A 16370-nucleotide genomic window follows, 5' to 3' on the forward strand; every position below is an offset into this window, starting at 1 on the left:
CCGGGGTCAGGGCACAACGTCTCAGATACCGCGCGCATACATGAGAATGCGTTGAAAGGAAAGAGGAACTGGATGGGATGGCCGAATCACGCTGAGACAGACAACGGCTCTCTCTAAGTGTTCAGTTTTCAGATCGCGAGCAAAAGCTGTGAGCGGCGATGCAATGTGTTTCTTCGCAGGCGACGACCCAGAGATCTGTGGGTCGATTACATCGCTAACATCGGTAAAATCGAATGCATTTTGTAAAAATATGAAGGCAGTATAAGCTTTTACCACAAGCCCGCGGACGAAATGACGGAAACGCGCCAAGGGGGTTAATAATCCCATACCCGTCCGCCAACCGAAAACCTTGGCGTTTGCAGCTAGCGAACAGAAGGGCAATCGAATGGCACAAACAAAAAAGATGCTGGATCCGGATCCCCGGATTTACGACTTCGAAACGGAATATGAACTGGGGCAGGATAACGTCCGACCGTTTGGCTTGGACATTCACAACCCGGTCTTTCTGATCTCAAGTATCATGATCTTTGCGTTCGTCCTGATCGCATTAGCCAACCAAGAGGCCGCGGCTTCGTTCTTCGGCTGGCTCCGACCCTGGCTGACCAGCACGTTTGATTGGTTTCTGGTCCTTTCGGTTGATGCAATCACCCTGTTTTGTCTTGTTCTCATCATCCTGCCGGTCGGCAGTGTGCGGATCGGTGGCAAAGACGCCAAGCCAGATTATTCCTATGCGGGATGGATCGCGATGATGTTCGCTGCTGGAATAGGTATCGGTCTGCTGTTCTTTGGCGTGATGGAGCCGGTCTATTACAATTTTGCCGAAGACGGGAACGCAAGCCCGCTGGGCATTGATATCGCGGTGCCGGGAAATGAATATGCCGGTGTCGTCGGAACCATTCATCATTGGGGTCTGGAAGGCTGGGCGGTTTACGCCGCGGTCGGCCTGAGCCTGGCGATCTTCAGTTACAACCTGAACCTGCCGCTGACCTTGCGCTCGGCCTTCTATCCGATCCTTGGCGAACGGGTCTGGGGGTGGTGGGGCCACATCATCGATACGTTGGCGGTCTTTGCCACGTTGTTCGGGTTGACCACATCTCTTGGTCTGGGTGCTCAGCAAGTTGCCGCTGGTCTTTACGAGGTCTTCGGCATCGAACCCAGCCCCACTGTCGTTGTCTTGCTGATCATCGGGATCACGTTGATTGCGCTGGGCTCGGTTCTACTGGGCATGGATGCGGGCGTCAAACGGCTGAGTGAGATCAATATGGTCATGGCCGTCGGACTATTCCTCTTCGTAATCGCCGTAACTGGCATTGGCACGGCCATCGCACGATATTTCAACGTGATGACCGACTACGTGCTGCACTTACCTGCCTTGTCGAACCCGTTCGGACGAGAAGACACCAGCTATTTCCATGGTTGGACGACCTTCTACTGGGCATGGTGGATCGCATGGTCACCCTTTGTGGGCATGTTCATTGCCCGGATCTCGAAGGGTCGTACTGTTCGCGAGTTCATAATCTGCGCGTTGCTGGCGCCGACAGCCGTCTGTGCCCTGTGGATGTCAACCTTCGGCGGCGCCGCCATCGACATGTTGAACGCGGGCGGAGCGGAAGGTGTTCGCGCGACAGTGATTGACAGCTACGCCCCAGAAGGTGCGTTGTTCGGTTTCCTGAAAGAACTGCCGCTTTACGGCATCGTTGCCCCGATTGCCCTTGTCCTGATCGTAATCTTCTTTGTCACCTCATCCGATTCAGGGTCGTTGGTGATCGACACGATCACTGCTGGCGGCAAGATGGACGCGCCCGTGGTTCAGCGCGTGTTCTGGTGCACATTGGAAGGTCTGGTCGCCATCGCATTGCTGTTGGGGGGTGGTCTTTCAGCGCTGCAAGGCGCAGCGGTTTCAACCGGCATCCCCTTTACGCTGGTGGTTTTAACAATGTGCTACTGTTTGTGGCTGGCGCTGAAATCAGAAAAAGCGAAAATGTAGAGCCGTACACATTTCCAAGAATGAAACGCCCACCGATTGGTGGGCGTCTTCGGTTTTGTGGAACTGCACAAGGCATAATGACTTAGATGATGTTTTGACTGAGTTCATGCGCGCACCAGTATCAACAAAAACTGCGTTGGGCGGGGTATGCGTTTGGTGCCAGATGCCGAAATCCCGGGCTTCAGGATATTGCTGAAGGGGGGAAACGTCCAACTATGCACTGAACAGGGAACTTGCCCGTTTTTCTGAGTGTTCTCGGGCGCTGCTATTGCGTTGACATTGAATTCTCAGAATAGGACGTTCACGCGAAGAAAACTGCTTTCGACCACCCTCCGGAGGAATAAGTGTCAATTGTTGATGTCCTGGCCGCGCGCCTGATCGAAGATGTCAAATTCAACGACCTGTCAGGAAGCTTCCTGATGCTTGGGCGGCAGGACTGGATAGGTGCGCGTCGGTCGTCATCCGCCGCATTGTTTCGGGAAACCTTGCAGAAGTACCTGCCCGGAGTGAGCGAAGCTGACCTTTGCAACCCGGATGATGGGTACTCGGAAACCTTCTTTCGTAAACTTGGGTTTTCGGAAGTGGACTCTCTGGATTTCTCGGGTTTCGAAGGGGCGAGCATCGTTCAGGATCTCGCGGGGGATTTGCCTGAAAATCTGGTTGGTCGGTTTGACGTTATCTATGACGGTGGAACCTGCGAGCACGTGTTCGACTTGCCGACCGCCTACCGGAACATTGATAAGATGCTGAAGCCCGGGGGGGTGTTTATCGCACACTCGCCATCGAACAATTGGATCAATCACGGCTTCTATCAGATTTGCCCAGAGATAGTGTACGGCTTTTGGGTAAACGCCATGAACTATGAGGCTCTGAAATGCGTGTGGCAGCCGTTAAGGCCATACGCCGCGCGTGATGTGGTGAAAATGACGGATCCCAACAAGACAAAGAAACGTCCGCGCCCGCTGGGAACCTTTGGTCCGGGATTGCCTGTTCTTTTGGATTTTGTGGTTCGAAAACCTGTTGCTGACACCAAGACGAGTGCAAATGTGTCGCAAAGTGACTATGCCACACGTTGGGAAAACACGCGGAAGGCGTAAGGCCCGGTGTCGCAACAGACATTCTCTGACCGTCGGGGAATGTCCAACTGCTCTGGTAAGTTAAGGGGGATGTGTCGCTTTCGGCGGATCCAACAGAAAACGCCCGCCGGGTGGCGGGCGTCGAACCGGAAAACCCGGTTTAAAGTCTTCTGAAAAAGCTTAGCGGCGGATGCCCAGCTTTTTGATCAGATCCTGGTAACGCGCTTCTTCCTTGCCTTTCAGGTAATCCAGTAGCTTACGGCGCTGGGCAACCATCTTCAGCAGACCGCGACGACCGTGGTTGTCTTTTTTGTGGGTCTTGAAGTGCTCGGTCAGGGTGGTGATGCGCGAGGTCAGGATGGCAACCTGGACTTCAGGCGAGCCGGTGTCGCCGTCCTTGGTTGCGAATTCTTTCATGACGCGTGCTTTTTCTTCAGCAGTAATCGACATCGGGGTCTCCTTTGAAAGGTTAGAGTTGATGGCGCAGGCCGGGATGTCGTCCAGCACAGGCCCATGGAGAAAACCGCACCGATTCCGATGCGGATGGGCGCGTATAGGCGCATTTTCACCAAATGGCAAAGGGAAACTGCGGGCTCAGACCATCTGTCCGTACTGGGCCAGTTGCGCTTCGGTGATCAACTGAATGTCGGCCACCGTCATACCTTCGGCCCCGTATACCTGCGCCACTTCCTGACCGTTGATCATCACCCGGGTCAGATTGGCGTTTTCAGCGTCAGGTTCCACCTCAATTTCCGGGTCGGCCTCATCCTCCCAGGTTACGAGCAGCTTGTCCTCACCGGGTTGGAAGCCCATGACGGTCACGTCTTCGTCACCCGGGCTCAGCACGATGTCATCAGCGCCCTGCCCACCGGTCACCACATCCCCGCCGCCTGCCACAATGGTATCGTCACCAGCGCCGCCATTCAGGAAATCCTTTTCGGCTGCGCCGTCTTCGATACCGAGGACAAAGTCGTCGCCGTCGCCCCCAAAGATCGTATCCTCACCTGCGCCACCGTTCAGGGCATCGTCTCCAAACCCGCCCTGCAATGCGTCGTCATCTGCCCCGCCTGTCAGAGTATCGTCGCCCTGACCGCCATAAAGTTCGTCTTCGCCTTCGCCGCCATCCAGGGTGTCGTCCCCGAAATGGCCGAACAGGGCGTCGTCCCCCTGATTGCCGAACAGAAAGTCGTCATCAGCCTCTCCGTGCAGAACATCATCACCCTGACCGCCCGAAATCGTATCCGTACCGTCGCCCCCGTGCAGAACGTCGTCGCCCTTGCCGCCGTCGATGGTGTCATCGCCGCCAAACCCGTTGACCTGATCGACACCGTCCTGTCCGGTGATCTGGTCCGGGCCATCGCTGCCGGCAATTACGAGGTCTCCTTCGAATTCAGAGATTACGGTGCCAGTGGACGGGGTTTCGATATCGGGATTCACCGGGTCTTCGACGTTTTCGCCAATCTCAAGAAACTCTCCGGTATTGGGTTCAGTTTCTGCGTCATCATTGGGGTCGTCCTCTGATACGTCCTCGTCTTCGATCAGCATGTCGCTCATCGCGTATGCAGCACCGCCGATGGCGGCGAGTCCGATCAATCCGGCCAGAAACATGACACCCCTCCGATCGCAGAATGCTCCGAGGGTGAACATCCCATGCAATCGGCAATCGAATCAAAGTCAAGTTATTGAAATGGTTAATACTTTATTGCCATTGCTCTGGCTGTTGGCTGTAGGCGATATAGAGCGGGTGCTTGGGGTGGCCGTCTTTGGTCAAACCCAGATGGAACAGCGGCTGGCTGGTCCGGCGCAGCAGGGTCTCCACCGCCGGGCCCCGGTTCAGATGCGCACCATGGGTGCCCCAGGCAGCGATGACCTGATCGGCCCACCGAACACCTTCCAGAATGGCGGCGTCATTTTCCGGGCCTACCGGATCGGCAGCAGCGCGCATCTTGCGCGGATCGGTGTCGCGCCAGGCAAAGATGTTGGTTACCTGAAACGCGCCAAACCCCAGCGCTCGGGCACGGCGTTCGCAGCGTTCCACTGTCGGATCGTTCTGCACTTCGGTCGCGGTAGACGGGTTCAACATGACAAACAGCGCCTTGCGCCCTGCCGGGTCCCAAACACGCGTCAGGCTATAGCGGTATTTCTCGCAGTCGGAATAGATGGCGGTCGAGGGCGCATCGCCCTTGGTGTGCGTTCGGGTGATCATGCCTTTCGCCTAACACGTGATTCAGGCGGCGAACACCCGGCTGGGATGCAATTCGCCTGATTTATAAACCCCTACGGCAACGGCCTTGCCATCCAGTGAGGCCCATGCCTCGTCTCCGTATTCAACATCTGAGGCCAACACCATGCCCGGGTTACCATTGCGTAGACGGGTCGCGCCTTCGGGGGTGCATTTGAGCTCGGGCAGGTCCGACAGACCGGTTTCCAACGGGTGCAGATATTCGTCCAGCGCGGTGGTCTTTGCCATCTCGTCGATCTGTTCGATGCTCAGCCCGTCTTCGGCCTCGAACGGTCCGGACCAGATCCGGCGAAGTTCCCGGACGTGGCCATGACATCCCAGGGCTTCACCCAGATCGCGGGCGATCGAGCGGACATAACCGCCCTTGCCGCAGGTCATCTCCAGCACCACGTGATCTGCGTCGGGGCGATCGACAAGGATCAGTTCCTCGACCCAAAGGGGCCGGGCGGTCAGTTCCACATCTTCGCCATCTCGGGCCAGTTTATAGGCGCGCTGGCCGTCGATTTTCACGGCAGAAAACTTGGGCGGGACCTGCATGATGTCGCCCAGAAACGGGGTCAACGCCTGCTTGATGTCTTCATCTGACGGGCGGGCATCACTTTCGGCAATCACTTCGCCTTCGGCATCGTCAGTGTTGGTGGCCTGACCCAGACGGACAGTGAAGGTGTAAGCCTTCAAAGCATCAGTGATGTAAGGAACGGTCTTGGTCGCCTCACCCAGGGCCACGGCCAGAACGCCGGTGGCCTCGGGGTCCAGCGTACCCGCATGGCCTGCCTTCTTGGCGTCCATGGCCCAGCGCACCTTGTTGACCACGGCGGTCGAAGTCATGCCCGCGGGCTTGTCCACCACCAGCCAGCCGGAAATGTCCCGACCCTTGCGTTTGCGTCCCATTTAGCACCTTCAATCTTGCTGAGGCGCGCGACCTAGCGGATCGCCACCGCCCTGTCAATTTCAAGATGCGTCTTCGACCACACCCACGATAGGCCCCAGCGAAAACCCGACATCGGACCGATTGTTCGCGCGGTCATACATGCGAGAGATATTGCCATCGAAGAACAGCGCATTCGGAGTTTCCAGCACGTCCCGGAACAGACGGCCGAATTCGTGGAACGTGACGTAATCTTCGGAAATCGCAAACACCACACGGGTGCCATCGGCGCTGGTGCCCACTCCGTTGCGCACATAGAGCGAGGTCGAATCGGGCAGGAACCGGGGATGCAACTCGCCATTGATCACCAGCATCGGGCCGGATTGGCTGGCGTACCGGCAGTCGGGGGCCTGATCAAGGAAATCCAGCGTCTCGTACACATCAGCACGGCCCTCGCGGATGCAGAAAACGCCGTTGGGCAGCAAGCCAAAATTGCCGGGGCCGGGGTTGGAGATCACCCGCATGACCTCTTTGCCGTTCTCGACATAATGGCCGACGGGCGACCGGTCATCGTGATACATGCCCGCGTTCATGGCAAAGGCCAGACGCTCACCACCGGGGGCCAGCGCCTCGTTCACCGACGAGAAATGCCCCAGAAGATCCCCATTCTCATCGTTGAGAAACAGGCGCAGGTCTTCGGTTTCCGCGTCGACTTCGCAGACGGTATAGCGTTTGTCATCATGGGTCAGCTTTTCGCAAGTAACCGCAGAGGCTTGCACGGCCCAGACAACCGCGCCCAATGTGACAAGTACCCGGATCACTCGTCCAGATCGCGGCGCACCGCGTCCTGTTCGAACATGCGGCGGGTGTCGTCCAGACGGTCGAACGTGTCATCAAGCCGGAACCGCAGATCGGGCGAGAATTTCAGGCCGACCTTCTTGCCAACCATGCGCCGAAGTTCACTTTTGTTGCGGGCGAGCAGTTCGATCACATCCTCCTGCCCCTTGCCGCCCAAGGGCAGCACATAGGCGGTGGCGATCTTCAGATCGGGCGAGGTGCGCACCTCGCCTACGGTGATCGACATACGGTTCAGTTCGGTGTCGTGGACATCTCCGCGCGCCAGAACTTCGGACAGGGTGCGGCGGATCAGTTCGCCGACACGCAGCTGTCGTTGGGACGGGCCGGGGCCATCATGGAATTTGTTCTTTGCCATAAACCCCGATCTAAGCGCAAACCGGGGCTTTGCCAAGCGGGCGCGAACGGGGTAGGAGGCTTTGAGCAGTTTGCAGCAAGGGAATACCGCCATGACCCATATTCCGGGGATCGTCATCACAGGGGCTTCGGGCCGTATGGGGCAGATGCTGATCAACACCGTAAACGACAGTGATCAGGCGCGTCTGGTCGGCGTGATCGAGCGCAAAGGGCATGACTGGGTCGGTCAGGATGTGGGCGAAGCCATAGGTGGCCAGGCGCTGGGCGTCAAAGTTACCGATGACCCGCTGGAAGCCTTCGCGCAGGCACAGGCGGTGATCGACTTCACCGCACCCGAGGCGACGCTGGAGTTTGCTGCTCTGGCGGCGCAGGCCCGGTGTGTACATGTGATCGGCACAACAGGTATGACCGACGAACAGATCGCGGCGCTGGAACCTGCCTCGCGCCACGCCGCGATCATACGGGCAGGGAACATGAGCCTTGGCGTCAACCTGCTGGTGCAACTGACCAAGAAAGTCGCGGCTGCACTGGATGAGGATTTTGATATCGAAATCATCGAAGGGCACCATCATCACAAGGTGGATGCACCATCCGGCACCGCTCTGATGTTGGGCGAGGCCGCTGCCGAGGGACGTGGCGTCAAACTGTCGGAGGTGTCCGACCGGGGTCGCGACGGCATTACTGGCGCTCGCAAACGTGGCGACATCGGCTTTCACGCCATTCGCGGCGGCGACATCGTGGGCGAGCATGACGTGTTGTTCGCCGCCCCCGGTGAACGCATCGTTCTGCGCCATCTGGCCACCGACCGCGCTATCTTTGCCCGCGGCGCGCTGAAAGCGGCTCTGTGGGGACAGGGCAAGGCACCCGGCCAATATGACATGGTCGATGTATTGGGGCTTTAGGCGCTAAGTTCAATTTTACGCAGTCGCAACAACAAAGAATGCTGCAATTCAAATGGCTGCCGCCAGTCGGTTAAAGACTCATGACCAGCGGATGACGCGGGCCGCGAAAGCGACTGCATGCAGGAAAGTCTTGGGACAGGACCGTATCAGTGACATTGCCAGCAGTACCTAAAAACATTCTCGGGCATAATGAAAAAGCAATAGTAGCGAAACGGGACCTCCCATGAACAAAGAAATTAGGGTTGCGGCTTGAAGGTTGTCATACATCAAGGGTTTCACAAAACAGGAACCAGAACCCTGCAAACTATGTTGTTCAGGAACCGTTCCCGGCTTAAGAGCCGAGTGAACTTTCTTGTCCCCCGTGACCTGAAAGAAGCGGGGTTTGCCGCCCGGCGCTATTCCATTTTGCAAGAAGACAGGGTCCTTGCGAGATTCCGCAAAAGATTTCGTCAAGCTCTTGCTCCTTTCGAAGGTCAAACAGACACGCCTCTTCTTGTCAGCAGCGAGGAGTTTGCCGGCCTGATACCGGGGCGAAACAACGTGTGGTCATATTCGCAGACGCACGTTTTGGCTGATGCTGTGCTAGACGAAATTGACAAGTTCGCGAACGGCAATGCGCGTACCACATTCTTGTTCACGACGAGAAACCGCGCTGACTGGATCAGAAGCGTTTATTGGCAAAACATCCGCTCGAACAGAATCCGAGAGGACCTTTCGGAGTATGCTGATCTTTTGCAGCAGGGTACAGACCTTGAAGGTGTGGTAAGCCGCGTCAAAAACGCCGTGTCTTCGAGGGCTGACGTCCTGTCCTTAAACGTTTCGGAGCTCAACGATCGATTATTTCCTGTGGCAAAGGCGCTATCGATGCTGAACGTAAGGTCTGATGATCTGACGCCTGTCAGTAATCTGAATGTTCAGCCGGTTGGAGTCGCAGAGTACTTTCTGGAGTTGAACCGCTCACCCATGACCGATGAAGAAGTGATGGCGGCAAAACGAGCCCATTTGGACAGTTTGCGGACCTCTTAACAGTGCGCTTCTGCTCATCTCGTGCAAACTGTCTTGATGCTTCGGGGTCGGATTATGCCGCCACGTCGCGCGCCCTAATTCTAAAATCGGCATTATAATCGACATCATGTCGCAGCCTGCCATTACAGGCAATGACATCGATGGCAACCGGCGGGGGTTGATCCTGAGTGAAACCACGCACGGCGGAACCGCTCTCACGGTGAATTGCGCCGGTTTTCGCCGGTTCGATCCCATTTGAGTCTCTCTTGCGCACGTACAAAGTGACGCAGAGGTTTGCGGCAAAGATCGTGGGAACTTGAAATGCGTTACCCTAAGGCGGTGCGCTTGGTCAAAGATCGCGGATCTTGTCGGCACGCAGGGGGCAGGCGAGGTAGACGCCGAACTCCTGCCCGATATCGGCGCTGACACGCGCGTGAACTGCGCCCTGACGGTCAAGGAAACGCTGGTTGTCCTCAACCGGGAAAATGCCCTCATGCCAGATGCCGGGATGAATATAGAGGCCACGCGAGCCATCACACCAGAACGCCACCACTTTTTCGGGCGTCAGGTTGTCGCCAGGCAGGGCAGCTGGGATGATGAAGGGTTTGTTGTCGAGCGGCCAGAACATCTGCCCCCCGTCCGGGTGGTAGTTCATATGCCACAGCAACACCTGATCCCGCGGGGCCGTTTGCCGGTCGGTTTGCGCCTGCTGGGGGTCGGCTGACCAACCTAGCACGTAATGGCCTTTGACCGCCTCGTTCTCACCGTAAAGCACGTCACCCTGCCAGTCGCATTTGAACGTGCCTTCAACCCAGCCGCCTTCGTCACCCGTGCCTTCGTCAACCGGCCGCCAGCCCTGCTGCGGCCAGCGTACGATCTCGATTTCAAAGGTTTCGAGGTCGTCGGCCAAACAGCCGTAACCCTTGACCGATGTGTCCGTCGCACGGATCAGGGGAACCTCGTGCCACGGCAGCGAGGGTTTCGAACTGGCCTCGAAGATGTACTCGGGTGCAGTCATGATGCACCCAGATGCCTGTCGACCATGCGCTGAACCATCGGTGCGAAATGGGCGAAGTCCGGTGTCTCCATATCCGCGCGTTTGCCGGCCTCATCCAGATACCGGACCTGAATGATCTCTTTCAGGTTTGGATTGGATTCGAACGCGGCGACTTCCTCAGCGCTCATCGGGCCGCCTTGCAGCTCCAAGGTATGGACCGAGGCGGCGGAGAGGCGGTTGAAATATTCGGGCTTGGTGGCGCAGAGATACCGTTTCGCGGCCACGTGATATCGACAGCAATCGGTGATGACCGAGGGGAAGAACTGTTCCAGAACTTCCGCACCTGCATCCTCATGGTGGCGGTCTTCGGTATCATCGGGGTGGTAGGTCCCGAACTCGGATGTGAAATGGCCGATATCATGCAACAGAGCGCCGACGATGATTTCCTCAGGCTGACCGTTCTGTTCGGCGATGGTGGCGCCTTGCAGCATGTGCTGGGCCATGGTGACGGGTTCACCAAGATATTCCTCACCGCCGCGGCGGTGGAAAATATCCCCGATGAAGGCGACGATATTGTTTCGGCTCAGGGTCGAGAAATCGGGTTTCATTCCGCTGCCTCCGGCTGCGTCATCTCCATCGCCGCCAAAGTCGACAGCAACCCGTCCTTGTCGGCATAGCACCCTTGCAACCAACGCGAACCTGCACCGGAATAGCCCAGTCGTGCGTGCAGAACACGGGTGTTGTCGACGATGAAGCTTTCGCCCGGCTTCAGTTTGAACGACACGCCCATGGCCGGATCGTCGATGATCTCGCCCAGTTGACGATAAGCGTCGTAATAGACCTCCATCCTGTCGAACGGGACGTCCACGAAGGGCGCGGATGAGCGGTTGTTGAACCGGATGCCGACCAGTTCTCCATCCGGCGACAATTCGATCATCGGACGGCGAGATCGCAGGCAGACACCGTCTGATCCCTTGTATTCGAAGCGGGCGGGGTAGCCTGCCAGCAGGGCAAAGCCTTCGGGGTTCTGCGCACGCAGCTTTTCGGCAGCGCGGAAGCCGTCGACAACGATCGAGTCGCCTCCTTCGGCGCTGTTTTCCAGACAGTAAAGGATTTGCAGCGTCGGTACAGGGTCGCGATAGGGGTTGTCGGTGTGGGCCTGCAAGCCAAGCCCGGTATAGGCGAGGTTGGTCGGGTTCACTTCCGTCCGAACCTCGAAATAAGGGCCATAGTTGGTTTCGCGGACGTAGCCGAACAGGTCGGCCACTTTTAGAAGCGACTCTGGTTCGGTTGGTCCGCCCGTCAGCTTGGCAAAGCCATAACTCGCCACAGACGCCAGCCAGTTGCGTTTGGCCGCAGGGCGGGCATGAACCTCGTTCCAATCGCCAGAGGGGGCGGCGATCCCGCCTTCCCAGGTGATGATGCCGGGGCCAGTGCGGCCCAGCGTATCATCACGTTCGCAATCATAGTTGTGTTCTGCCAGCCATTCGGCCGGGAAGGTAACGGTTTTGTCCTCGGGCTGGAACGTGACCTGAAGGTCGCCCGCGACAACTTCGGCGGAACTGACCGAGATGTCAGCAGGGATATCGCCGACGGTGATCAGTCGCTGGCCGTTGCCCGGGGCGCGGGTTTCCGGATCCAGCGCGTTGTCGCGCAACCAGATGGCGTGAAAGCGGGCTTGCGTTCCTGTGTCGAACACGACGGTGACGACCGAGGTGTCATGAGTGGCGGTGCGCAGCATTGGGGCCTCCTGTTCGGCGCGAACTTTGGTTGAGCAGATACGCCGTTCGTGGCATTACGACAATTAATCCTTATTTCGGCTGAGGCTTGGAAAATCTAATGGCTAAGAAAAAGATCGGACTACCGCCACTGGACTGGTTGCGCGTGTTCGAGGCCGCCGGGCGTCTTGGTGGGTTCTCGGCAGCGGCCACGGAATTCGGGCTGACGCAGGCCGCTGTCAGCCAGCGGATCGGTAATCTGGAAGCCTGGCTGGGCCGATCCTTGTTTGTGCGCGAGGCGCGGGGCGTGTCACTGACGGTCGAAGGTGAAAGTTATCTGCCCTTGGTGCAGGACAGCCTTCGTGCGCTGGAGCGCAATACCGAGGACCTGTTTGGCAAATCCCCGCGCGAGCTGCGCGTGGCCGGGTTGTCGTCGAGCATCCACGCATTGGTTCTTCCGGCGCTGACCAAGTTTCAGGAGGTGCAGCCCAAGGTTCGGATAATGACCGACTCGGTCGCACGCCGGTCGTCTTTGGACGAAGAACGAACCTGGCTGCAAATCCGATATGGTCGGGGCTTGTGGGCCGGGCGCGATTCAGCCTTGATCGCGCATGAGGTCCTTGCTCCCCTTGCGGCACCGGGAGTTGACTGGGGCGCCCCACTGATTGATCTGCGCGGAGAACGCCCCGGTTGGAGAGAGTGGAGCCAGAAGAACGGCCAGCAGGACCTGCCGCCTTCAAAAATCAGCTTCGATTCGATGGAACATGCGATTTCGGCAGCGCGGCGCGGCATGGGAGTGGTTCTGGGATCGGTTCCGTTAGCCTCTGCCGATCTGCAGGAGGGACGGCTGCGCCGACTGGATCTACCCGAATTGCACACCAAAGACGGGTACTGGCTGACGTGGCCTGAAGGCCGGGCGAAGTCCAAGAAACAACGTGCCCTGATCGAAGGTTTCCTGAAGGCGCTGCGTGGTTGACCGTTCAGAAGTCGATGGCGATGCCCTTCTTTTCCCAATCACCGTAACGGGCCGGGTCCGGTCCGTCTCGACCACCCAGCTCTTTCGGCAATTCCTGGGCTTGGGCTGTGGCTTTGCGGCGGCGTTCTTCCGCTTCGGCCAGGGCGCGCTGGGCGGCGGGTGGCAAGTCTTTGCGGTCGTCACTCATGACATCGGGTTCCTTTCCGTGCACAGCCTTGATATACGCCCGCGTCCGCCATTGGCAATGCGGGCGCAGGTCACATGAAGGCGGTACCATGTTTAACAGCGCAACAGCAGCACGGCGCAGCGCAATCTATCTTCTGGATCAGGTTCTGGGCGAAGGTCGCCTGCTGGCCGAGTGTCTGGCGGCGGGCGCAGTGGATCGGTTGGAGCCCGAGGACCGCGCGCGCGCTCAGCGCCTGGCTTTGGAAACGCTGCGTGGGCTGGAACGTGCCGACCGCCTGTTGGACAATCACCTGAACCGCACGCCTGCCCTGACGGTCCACAACGCACTGAGACTGGGGGCGGTCGAGCTTTGCAATGGCGAAGCCGCGCATGGCGTTGTCAATTCCATGGTCGAGATCGTCAGCCGTTCGCGCAAGCATAGTCGCCTCAAGGGGTTGGTGAATGCCGTTCTGCGCAAGGTTGCGGCAGAAGGCCCCGAGGCGTGGCCAAAGATGCGCGTTCCGCGTTTGCCGGATTGGTTGCGTGAGCCTCTGATCGCAGCGTGGGGCACGGATGCTGTTACCGGAATGGAGCAGGCACATTTCGCGGGCGCACCACTGGACCTTACCTTGAAACCAGGGGCGGAAGGCCCTTCAGGCGAGATCCTTCCGACCGGGTCACTGCGTATACATGACGCGGGTCAGGTCTCGACCCTGCCGGGGTACGAAGCAGGTGACTGGTGGGTGCAGGACGCCGCTGCGGCTTTGCCGGTTCGCATTCTGGACCCGAAGGCGGGCGAAAAAGTGCTGGATCTCTGCGCGGCCCCAGGTGGGAAAACGATGCAACTTGCGGCCGCAGGGGCTGATGTCACGGCACTGGATGTGTCGGAATCGCGGATGGAACGGGTGCGGGAAAACCTTGCAAGGACCGGCCTGAAGGCGAAGGTCGTTGTTGGCGATGCGCTGGAACACGAGGGCCAGTACGACGCGATCTTGCTGGACGCGCCGTGCTCGGCCACAGGTACGATCCGCAGGCATCCTGACTTGCCGTTTGCCAAGGACGGTTCGGACTTCGGCGGTCTGATCGAGCTCCAGTCGCGCTTGTTGGCCCAGGCGTGGAGTTTGCTGAAACCCGGTGGGCGTCTGGTCTATTGCACCTGCTCCCTGCTGCCGGATGAAGGTGAAGTTCAGGTGGAAGAGGCGTTGGGCATGTATCCTGACATGAGCGCGGATCACGACGCGCTGAACGTACCCGGTGTTGAAACAGATTGGCTCACTGAAGAAGGCGGCTTGCGATTGCGCCCCGATTATTGGCTGGACCGGGGCGGTATGGATGGGTTCTATATCGCGTGCCTGACCAAATCCGCCTGAGCGCACGCTTTTCGATGACTTGACGATCAGCGCGGTCTATCGTTGGGTCTCAAGCGCCAGCAGAGCGTAAGGGGCAGAGTAACACGCGTCATGTCGAAATCGGACACCATGACCAGCCGGTGGATGCGGTTTCAGAACCGCTTCTATGCACGCCTGAGCCAGCGGCAGAAGGCGGTCACAGGGTTTGTTGCACAACCGGATCCGCGCTCGGTGGGTTCGTTTGCACGTGGGCGGCAACTGGTTGCCGGAAACCTGTTGTTCGCCGGGTATCTGGTCGAGGCCGAAGATACCGGGCTTTGGGACGTCACCGCCCCCAGCGCCGGCTTTGACGAAGAACGTCATGGTTTTGCCTGGCTGGATGATCTGGCTGCGGTCGGAGACATGCGTGCGCGGGAAAAGGCGCAGCGCTGGGTCTGGGGATGGATCGAGGCGCATGGGCGCGGGCAAGGCCCTGGCTGGGTGCCTGATCTGACCGGACGACGGGTCACGCGCTGGATCAACCAGGCGATTTTTCTGCTGCGAGGGGCGGATGAAAGGCAAAGCAAGCTGTTTTTCCGCTCGCTGGCCCAACAGACATGGTTTCTGTCCAAACGGTGGCAGGCCGCGACCCCGGGTCTGCCTCGGTTCGAGGCGCTGGCTGGACTGGTACAGGCCGGGCTGGCGTTGGAGGGGCTGGAACACATGGCCGACCCGGCCCTGCGCGCCCTGGCCGGAGAATGTGACCGTCAGGTCGACGCGCAGGGCGGCATTCCAACACGCAATCCGGAAGAACTGCTCGAGGTCTTCACATTGCTCAGCTGGACTTCGGCGGCGCTGAACGATCTTGGGCGCGGGACGCCTGCCGCTCAGGCCAATGCGATCAAACGAATCGCGCCGACCCTGCGCAGCCTGCGCCATGCGGATGGGGCGTTGGCGCGGTTCCATGGTGGCGGGCGCGGTGTCGAGGGGCGTCTGGAACAGGCGCTTGCGCAAAGCGGCGTCAAACACAAGGCAGCCACTGCGTTGCCGATGGGCTATGCCCGGCTGGCAGCCGCACGCACCACGGTGATCGTGGATGCCAGCGTGCCGCCGTCGGGGGCGGCCTCCTACAATGCGCATGCTTCTACATTGGCGTTCGAGCTGACCTCGGGGCGGCGTCCGTTGATCGTGAACTGCGGGTCGGGGGCCAGTTTCGGGTTGGAATGGCGCCGCGCCGGACGGGCGACACCGTCGCATTCGACGCTTTGCCTGGATGGGTTCTCAAGCGCCCGGCTGGCCAACCCGGTGCCGGGGCGTGAAGCTCAGGCGCTGGTCGACGCGCCACAGGAGGTGCCCGTTGATTTCGAGGACGCGTTCGAGGGCATCCGCTTTATGGCCGGGCATGATGGATATGCCAAGGTGTTTGGCCTGACCCACGCGCGCACATTCGAATTGCGATTTGACGGTCGGGAACTGACCATTGAGGATATTCTGCTGACCGCGACCGACAAGGCGAAGCGACAGTTTGACAAGGCGATGGATGCTTCGGGCCTCAATGGCATCGGTTACGACATCCGGTTTCATCTGCATCCTGATGTTGATGCGGCGCTGGATTTGGGCGGGGCGGCGGTGTCGATGGCGCTCAAAAGCGGTGAGATCTGGGTTTTCCGCCATGATGGCGTTGGAAAATTGTCCGTAGAGCCAAGCGTTTATCTTGAAAAAGGGCGTTTAAAGCCACGCGCGACAAAACAGATCGTTCTATCTGGCCGCGCAATGGAGTATGCGACGCGCATCCGGTGGACTCTGAGCAAGGCACAGGACACAGCCTATGCCGTGCGCGATACGCACCGGGACGAGCCAGAATTCGACTGACGCCAAAAGGACCTTTGGACCC

The 16370-nt window shown here is 58.8% G+C and carries 18 protein-coding genes; 8 read left to right on the forward strand and 10 right to left on the reverse strand.

Annotated features, from left to right (window positions below):
• Positions 1-385 precede the first annotated feature (385 nt).
• A complete protein-coding gene (locus D1823_RS16255; RefSeq protein WP_117871802.1) occupies positions 386-1987 on the forward strand; it encodes a BCCT family transporter in 1602 nt (533 codons plus the stop codon).
• A gap of 344 nt (positions 1988-2331) precedes the next feature.
• Entirely contained in the window at positions 2332-3084 is a 753-nt protein-coding gene (locus tag D1823_RS16260; protein WP_117871804.1) for a class I SAM-dependent methyltransferase, read from the forward strand.
• A gap of 159 nt (positions 3085-3243) precedes the next feature.
• On the opposite strand, the gene rpsO is transcribed toward D1823_RS16260, so the two are convergent.
• The 6 genes from rpsO to rbfA all read right to left on the reverse strand — a co-directional run bounded on the left by rpsO (position 3244) and on the right by rbfA (position 7386).
• On the reverse strand, positions 3244-3513 hold the full coding sequence (gene rpsO, locus D1823_RS16265; RefSeq protein ID WP_117871806.1) for a 30S ribosomal protein S15: 270 nt from the start codon (positions 3511-3513) through the stop codon (positions 3244-3246).
• A gap of 144 nt (positions 3514-3657) precedes the next feature.
• On the reverse strand, positions 3658-4671 hold the full coding sequence (locus tag D1823_RS16270; RefSeq protein ID WP_117871808.1) for a calcium-binding protein: 1014 nt from the start codon (positions 4669-4671) through the stop codon (positions 3658-3660).
• A 91-nt stretch (positions 4672-4762) separates the two neighbouring features.
• Positions 4763-5269, reverse strand: coding sequence for a DUF1643 domain-containing protein (locus tag D1823_RS16275; RefSeq protein WP_117871811.1), 507 nt, complete (start codon positions 5267-5269; stop codon positions 4763-4765).
• Between the two features lie 21 nt (positions 5270-5290).
• Positions 5291-6196: a tRNA pseudouridine(55) synthase TruB gene (truB, locus tag D1823_RS16280; RefSeq protein WP_117871813.1), complete on the reverse strand. Its 906-nt coding sequence runs from the start codon at positions 6194-6196 to the stop codon at positions 5291-5293.
• Between the two features lie 60 nt (positions 6197-6256).
• Positions 6257-6994 carry a phosphodiester glycosidase family protein gene (locus D1823_RS16285; RefSeq protein ID WP_117871815.1) on the reverse strand — a complete coding sequence of 246 codons (738 nt, stop codon included), beginning with the start codon at positions 6992-6994 and terminating at the stop codon, positions 6257-6259.
• A complete protein-coding gene (gene rbfA / locus D1823_RS16290; protein ID WP_117871818.1) occupies positions 6991-7386 on the reverse strand; it encodes a 30S ribosome-binding factor RbfA in 396 nt (131 codons plus the stop codon). Before rbfA ends, D1823_RS16285 begins: the two co-directional genes overlap by 4 nt.
• Before the next feature lie 91 nt (positions 7387-7477).
• Here rbfA and dapB point away from each other — a divergent pair, with 91 nt between their 5' ends.
• The 3 genes from dapB (at position 7478) to D1823_RS22240 (ending at position 9551) form a co-directional block, all read left to right on the forward strand.
• A complete protein-coding gene (gene dapB / locus D1823_RS16295) occupies positions 7478-8287 on the forward strand; it encodes a 4-hydroxy-tetrahydrodipicolinate reductase (RefSeq protein ID WP_117871820.1) in 810 nt (269 codons plus the stop codon).
• Positions 8288-8629: 342 nt separating this feature from the next.
• The gene (locus tag D1823_RS16300) at positions 8630-9313 is read left to right on the forward strand and encodes a hypothetical protein (protein WP_117871822.1); all 684 of its coding nucleotides are present in this window, start codon (positions 8630-8632) and stop codon (positions 9311-9313) included.
• Between the two features lie 106 nt (positions 9314-9419).
• On the forward strand, positions 9420-9551 hold the full coding sequence (locus D1823_RS22240; protein ID WP_256369654.1) for a hypothetical protein: 132 nt from the start codon (positions 9420-9422) through the stop codon (positions 9549-9551).
• A gap of 90 nt (positions 9552-9641) precedes the next feature.
• Here D1823_RS22240 and D1823_RS16305 read toward each other — a convergent pair whose 3' ends face one another.
• From D1823_RS16305 to D1823_RS16315, 3 genes are read right to left on the reverse strand one after another with little or no spacing between them, the layout of a single operon-like run.
• The gene (locus D1823_RS16305; RefSeq protein ID WP_117871824.1) at positions 9642-10310 is read right to left on the reverse strand and encodes an ureidoglycolate lyase; all 669 of its coding nucleotides are present in this window, start codon (positions 10308-10310) and stop codon (positions 9642-9644) included.
• The gene (locus D1823_RS16310; RefSeq protein ID WP_117871826.1) at positions 10307-10897 is read right to left on the reverse strand and encodes an HD domain-containing protein; all 591 of its coding nucleotides are present in this window, start codon (positions 10895-10897) and stop codon (positions 10307-10309) included. The genes D1823_RS16305 and D1823_RS16310 overlap by 4 nt, the downstream gene beginning before the upstream one ends.
• Complete coding sequence (locus D1823_RS16315; RefSeq protein WP_117871828.1) at positions 10894-12030, reverse strand: TauD/TfdA family dioxygenase; 1137 nt, start codon at positions 12028-12030, stop codon at positions 10894-10896. The genes D1823_RS16310 and D1823_RS16315 overlap by 4 nt, the downstream gene beginning before the upstream one ends.
• Before the next feature lie 98 nt (positions 12031-12128).
• Between D1823_RS16315 and D1823_RS16320 the strand changes: the two genes are divergently transcribed.
• On the forward strand, positions 12129-12983 hold the full coding sequence (locus tag D1823_RS16320; RefSeq protein ID WP_117871830.1) for a LysR family transcriptional regulator: 855 nt from the start codon (positions 12129-12131) through the stop codon (positions 12981-12983).
• A gap of 4 nt (positions 12984-12987) precedes the next feature.
• Here the strand turns inward: D1823_RS16320 and D1823_RS16325 are convergent, their stop codons facing one another.
• The gene (locus D1823_RS16325; protein ID WP_117871831.1) at positions 12988-13170 is read right to left on the reverse strand and encodes a DUF1674 domain-containing protein; all 183 of its coding nucleotides are present in this window, start codon (positions 13168-13170) and stop codon (positions 12988-12990) included.
• Between the two features lie 88 nt (positions 13171-13258).
• On the opposite strand from D1823_RS16325, the gene D1823_RS16330 reads away from it, so the two are divergent.
• Both D1823_RS16330 and D1823_RS16335 read left to right on the forward strand, forming a co-directional pair.
• The gene (locus D1823_RS16330; protein ID WP_117871833.1) at positions 13259-14518 is read left to right on the forward strand and encodes an RsmB/NOP family class I SAM-dependent RNA methyltransferase; all 1260 of its coding nucleotides are present in this window, start codon (positions 13259-13261) and stop codon (positions 14516-14518) included.
• A gap of 90 nt (positions 14519-14608) precedes the next feature.
• The gene (locus tag D1823_RS16335; protein WP_117871835.1) at positions 14609-16348 is read left to right on the forward strand and encodes a heparinase II/III family protein; all 1740 of its coding nucleotides are present in this window, start codon (positions 14609-14611) and stop codon (positions 16346-16348) included.
• The last annotated feature ends 22 nt before the right edge of the window (positions 16349-16370 follow it).

This window comes from Ruegeria sp. AD91A (genome assembly GCF_003443535.1).
Taxonomy (GTDB): Bacteria; Pseudomonadota; Alphaproteobacteria; order Rhodobacterales; family Rhodobacteraceae; genus Ruegeria.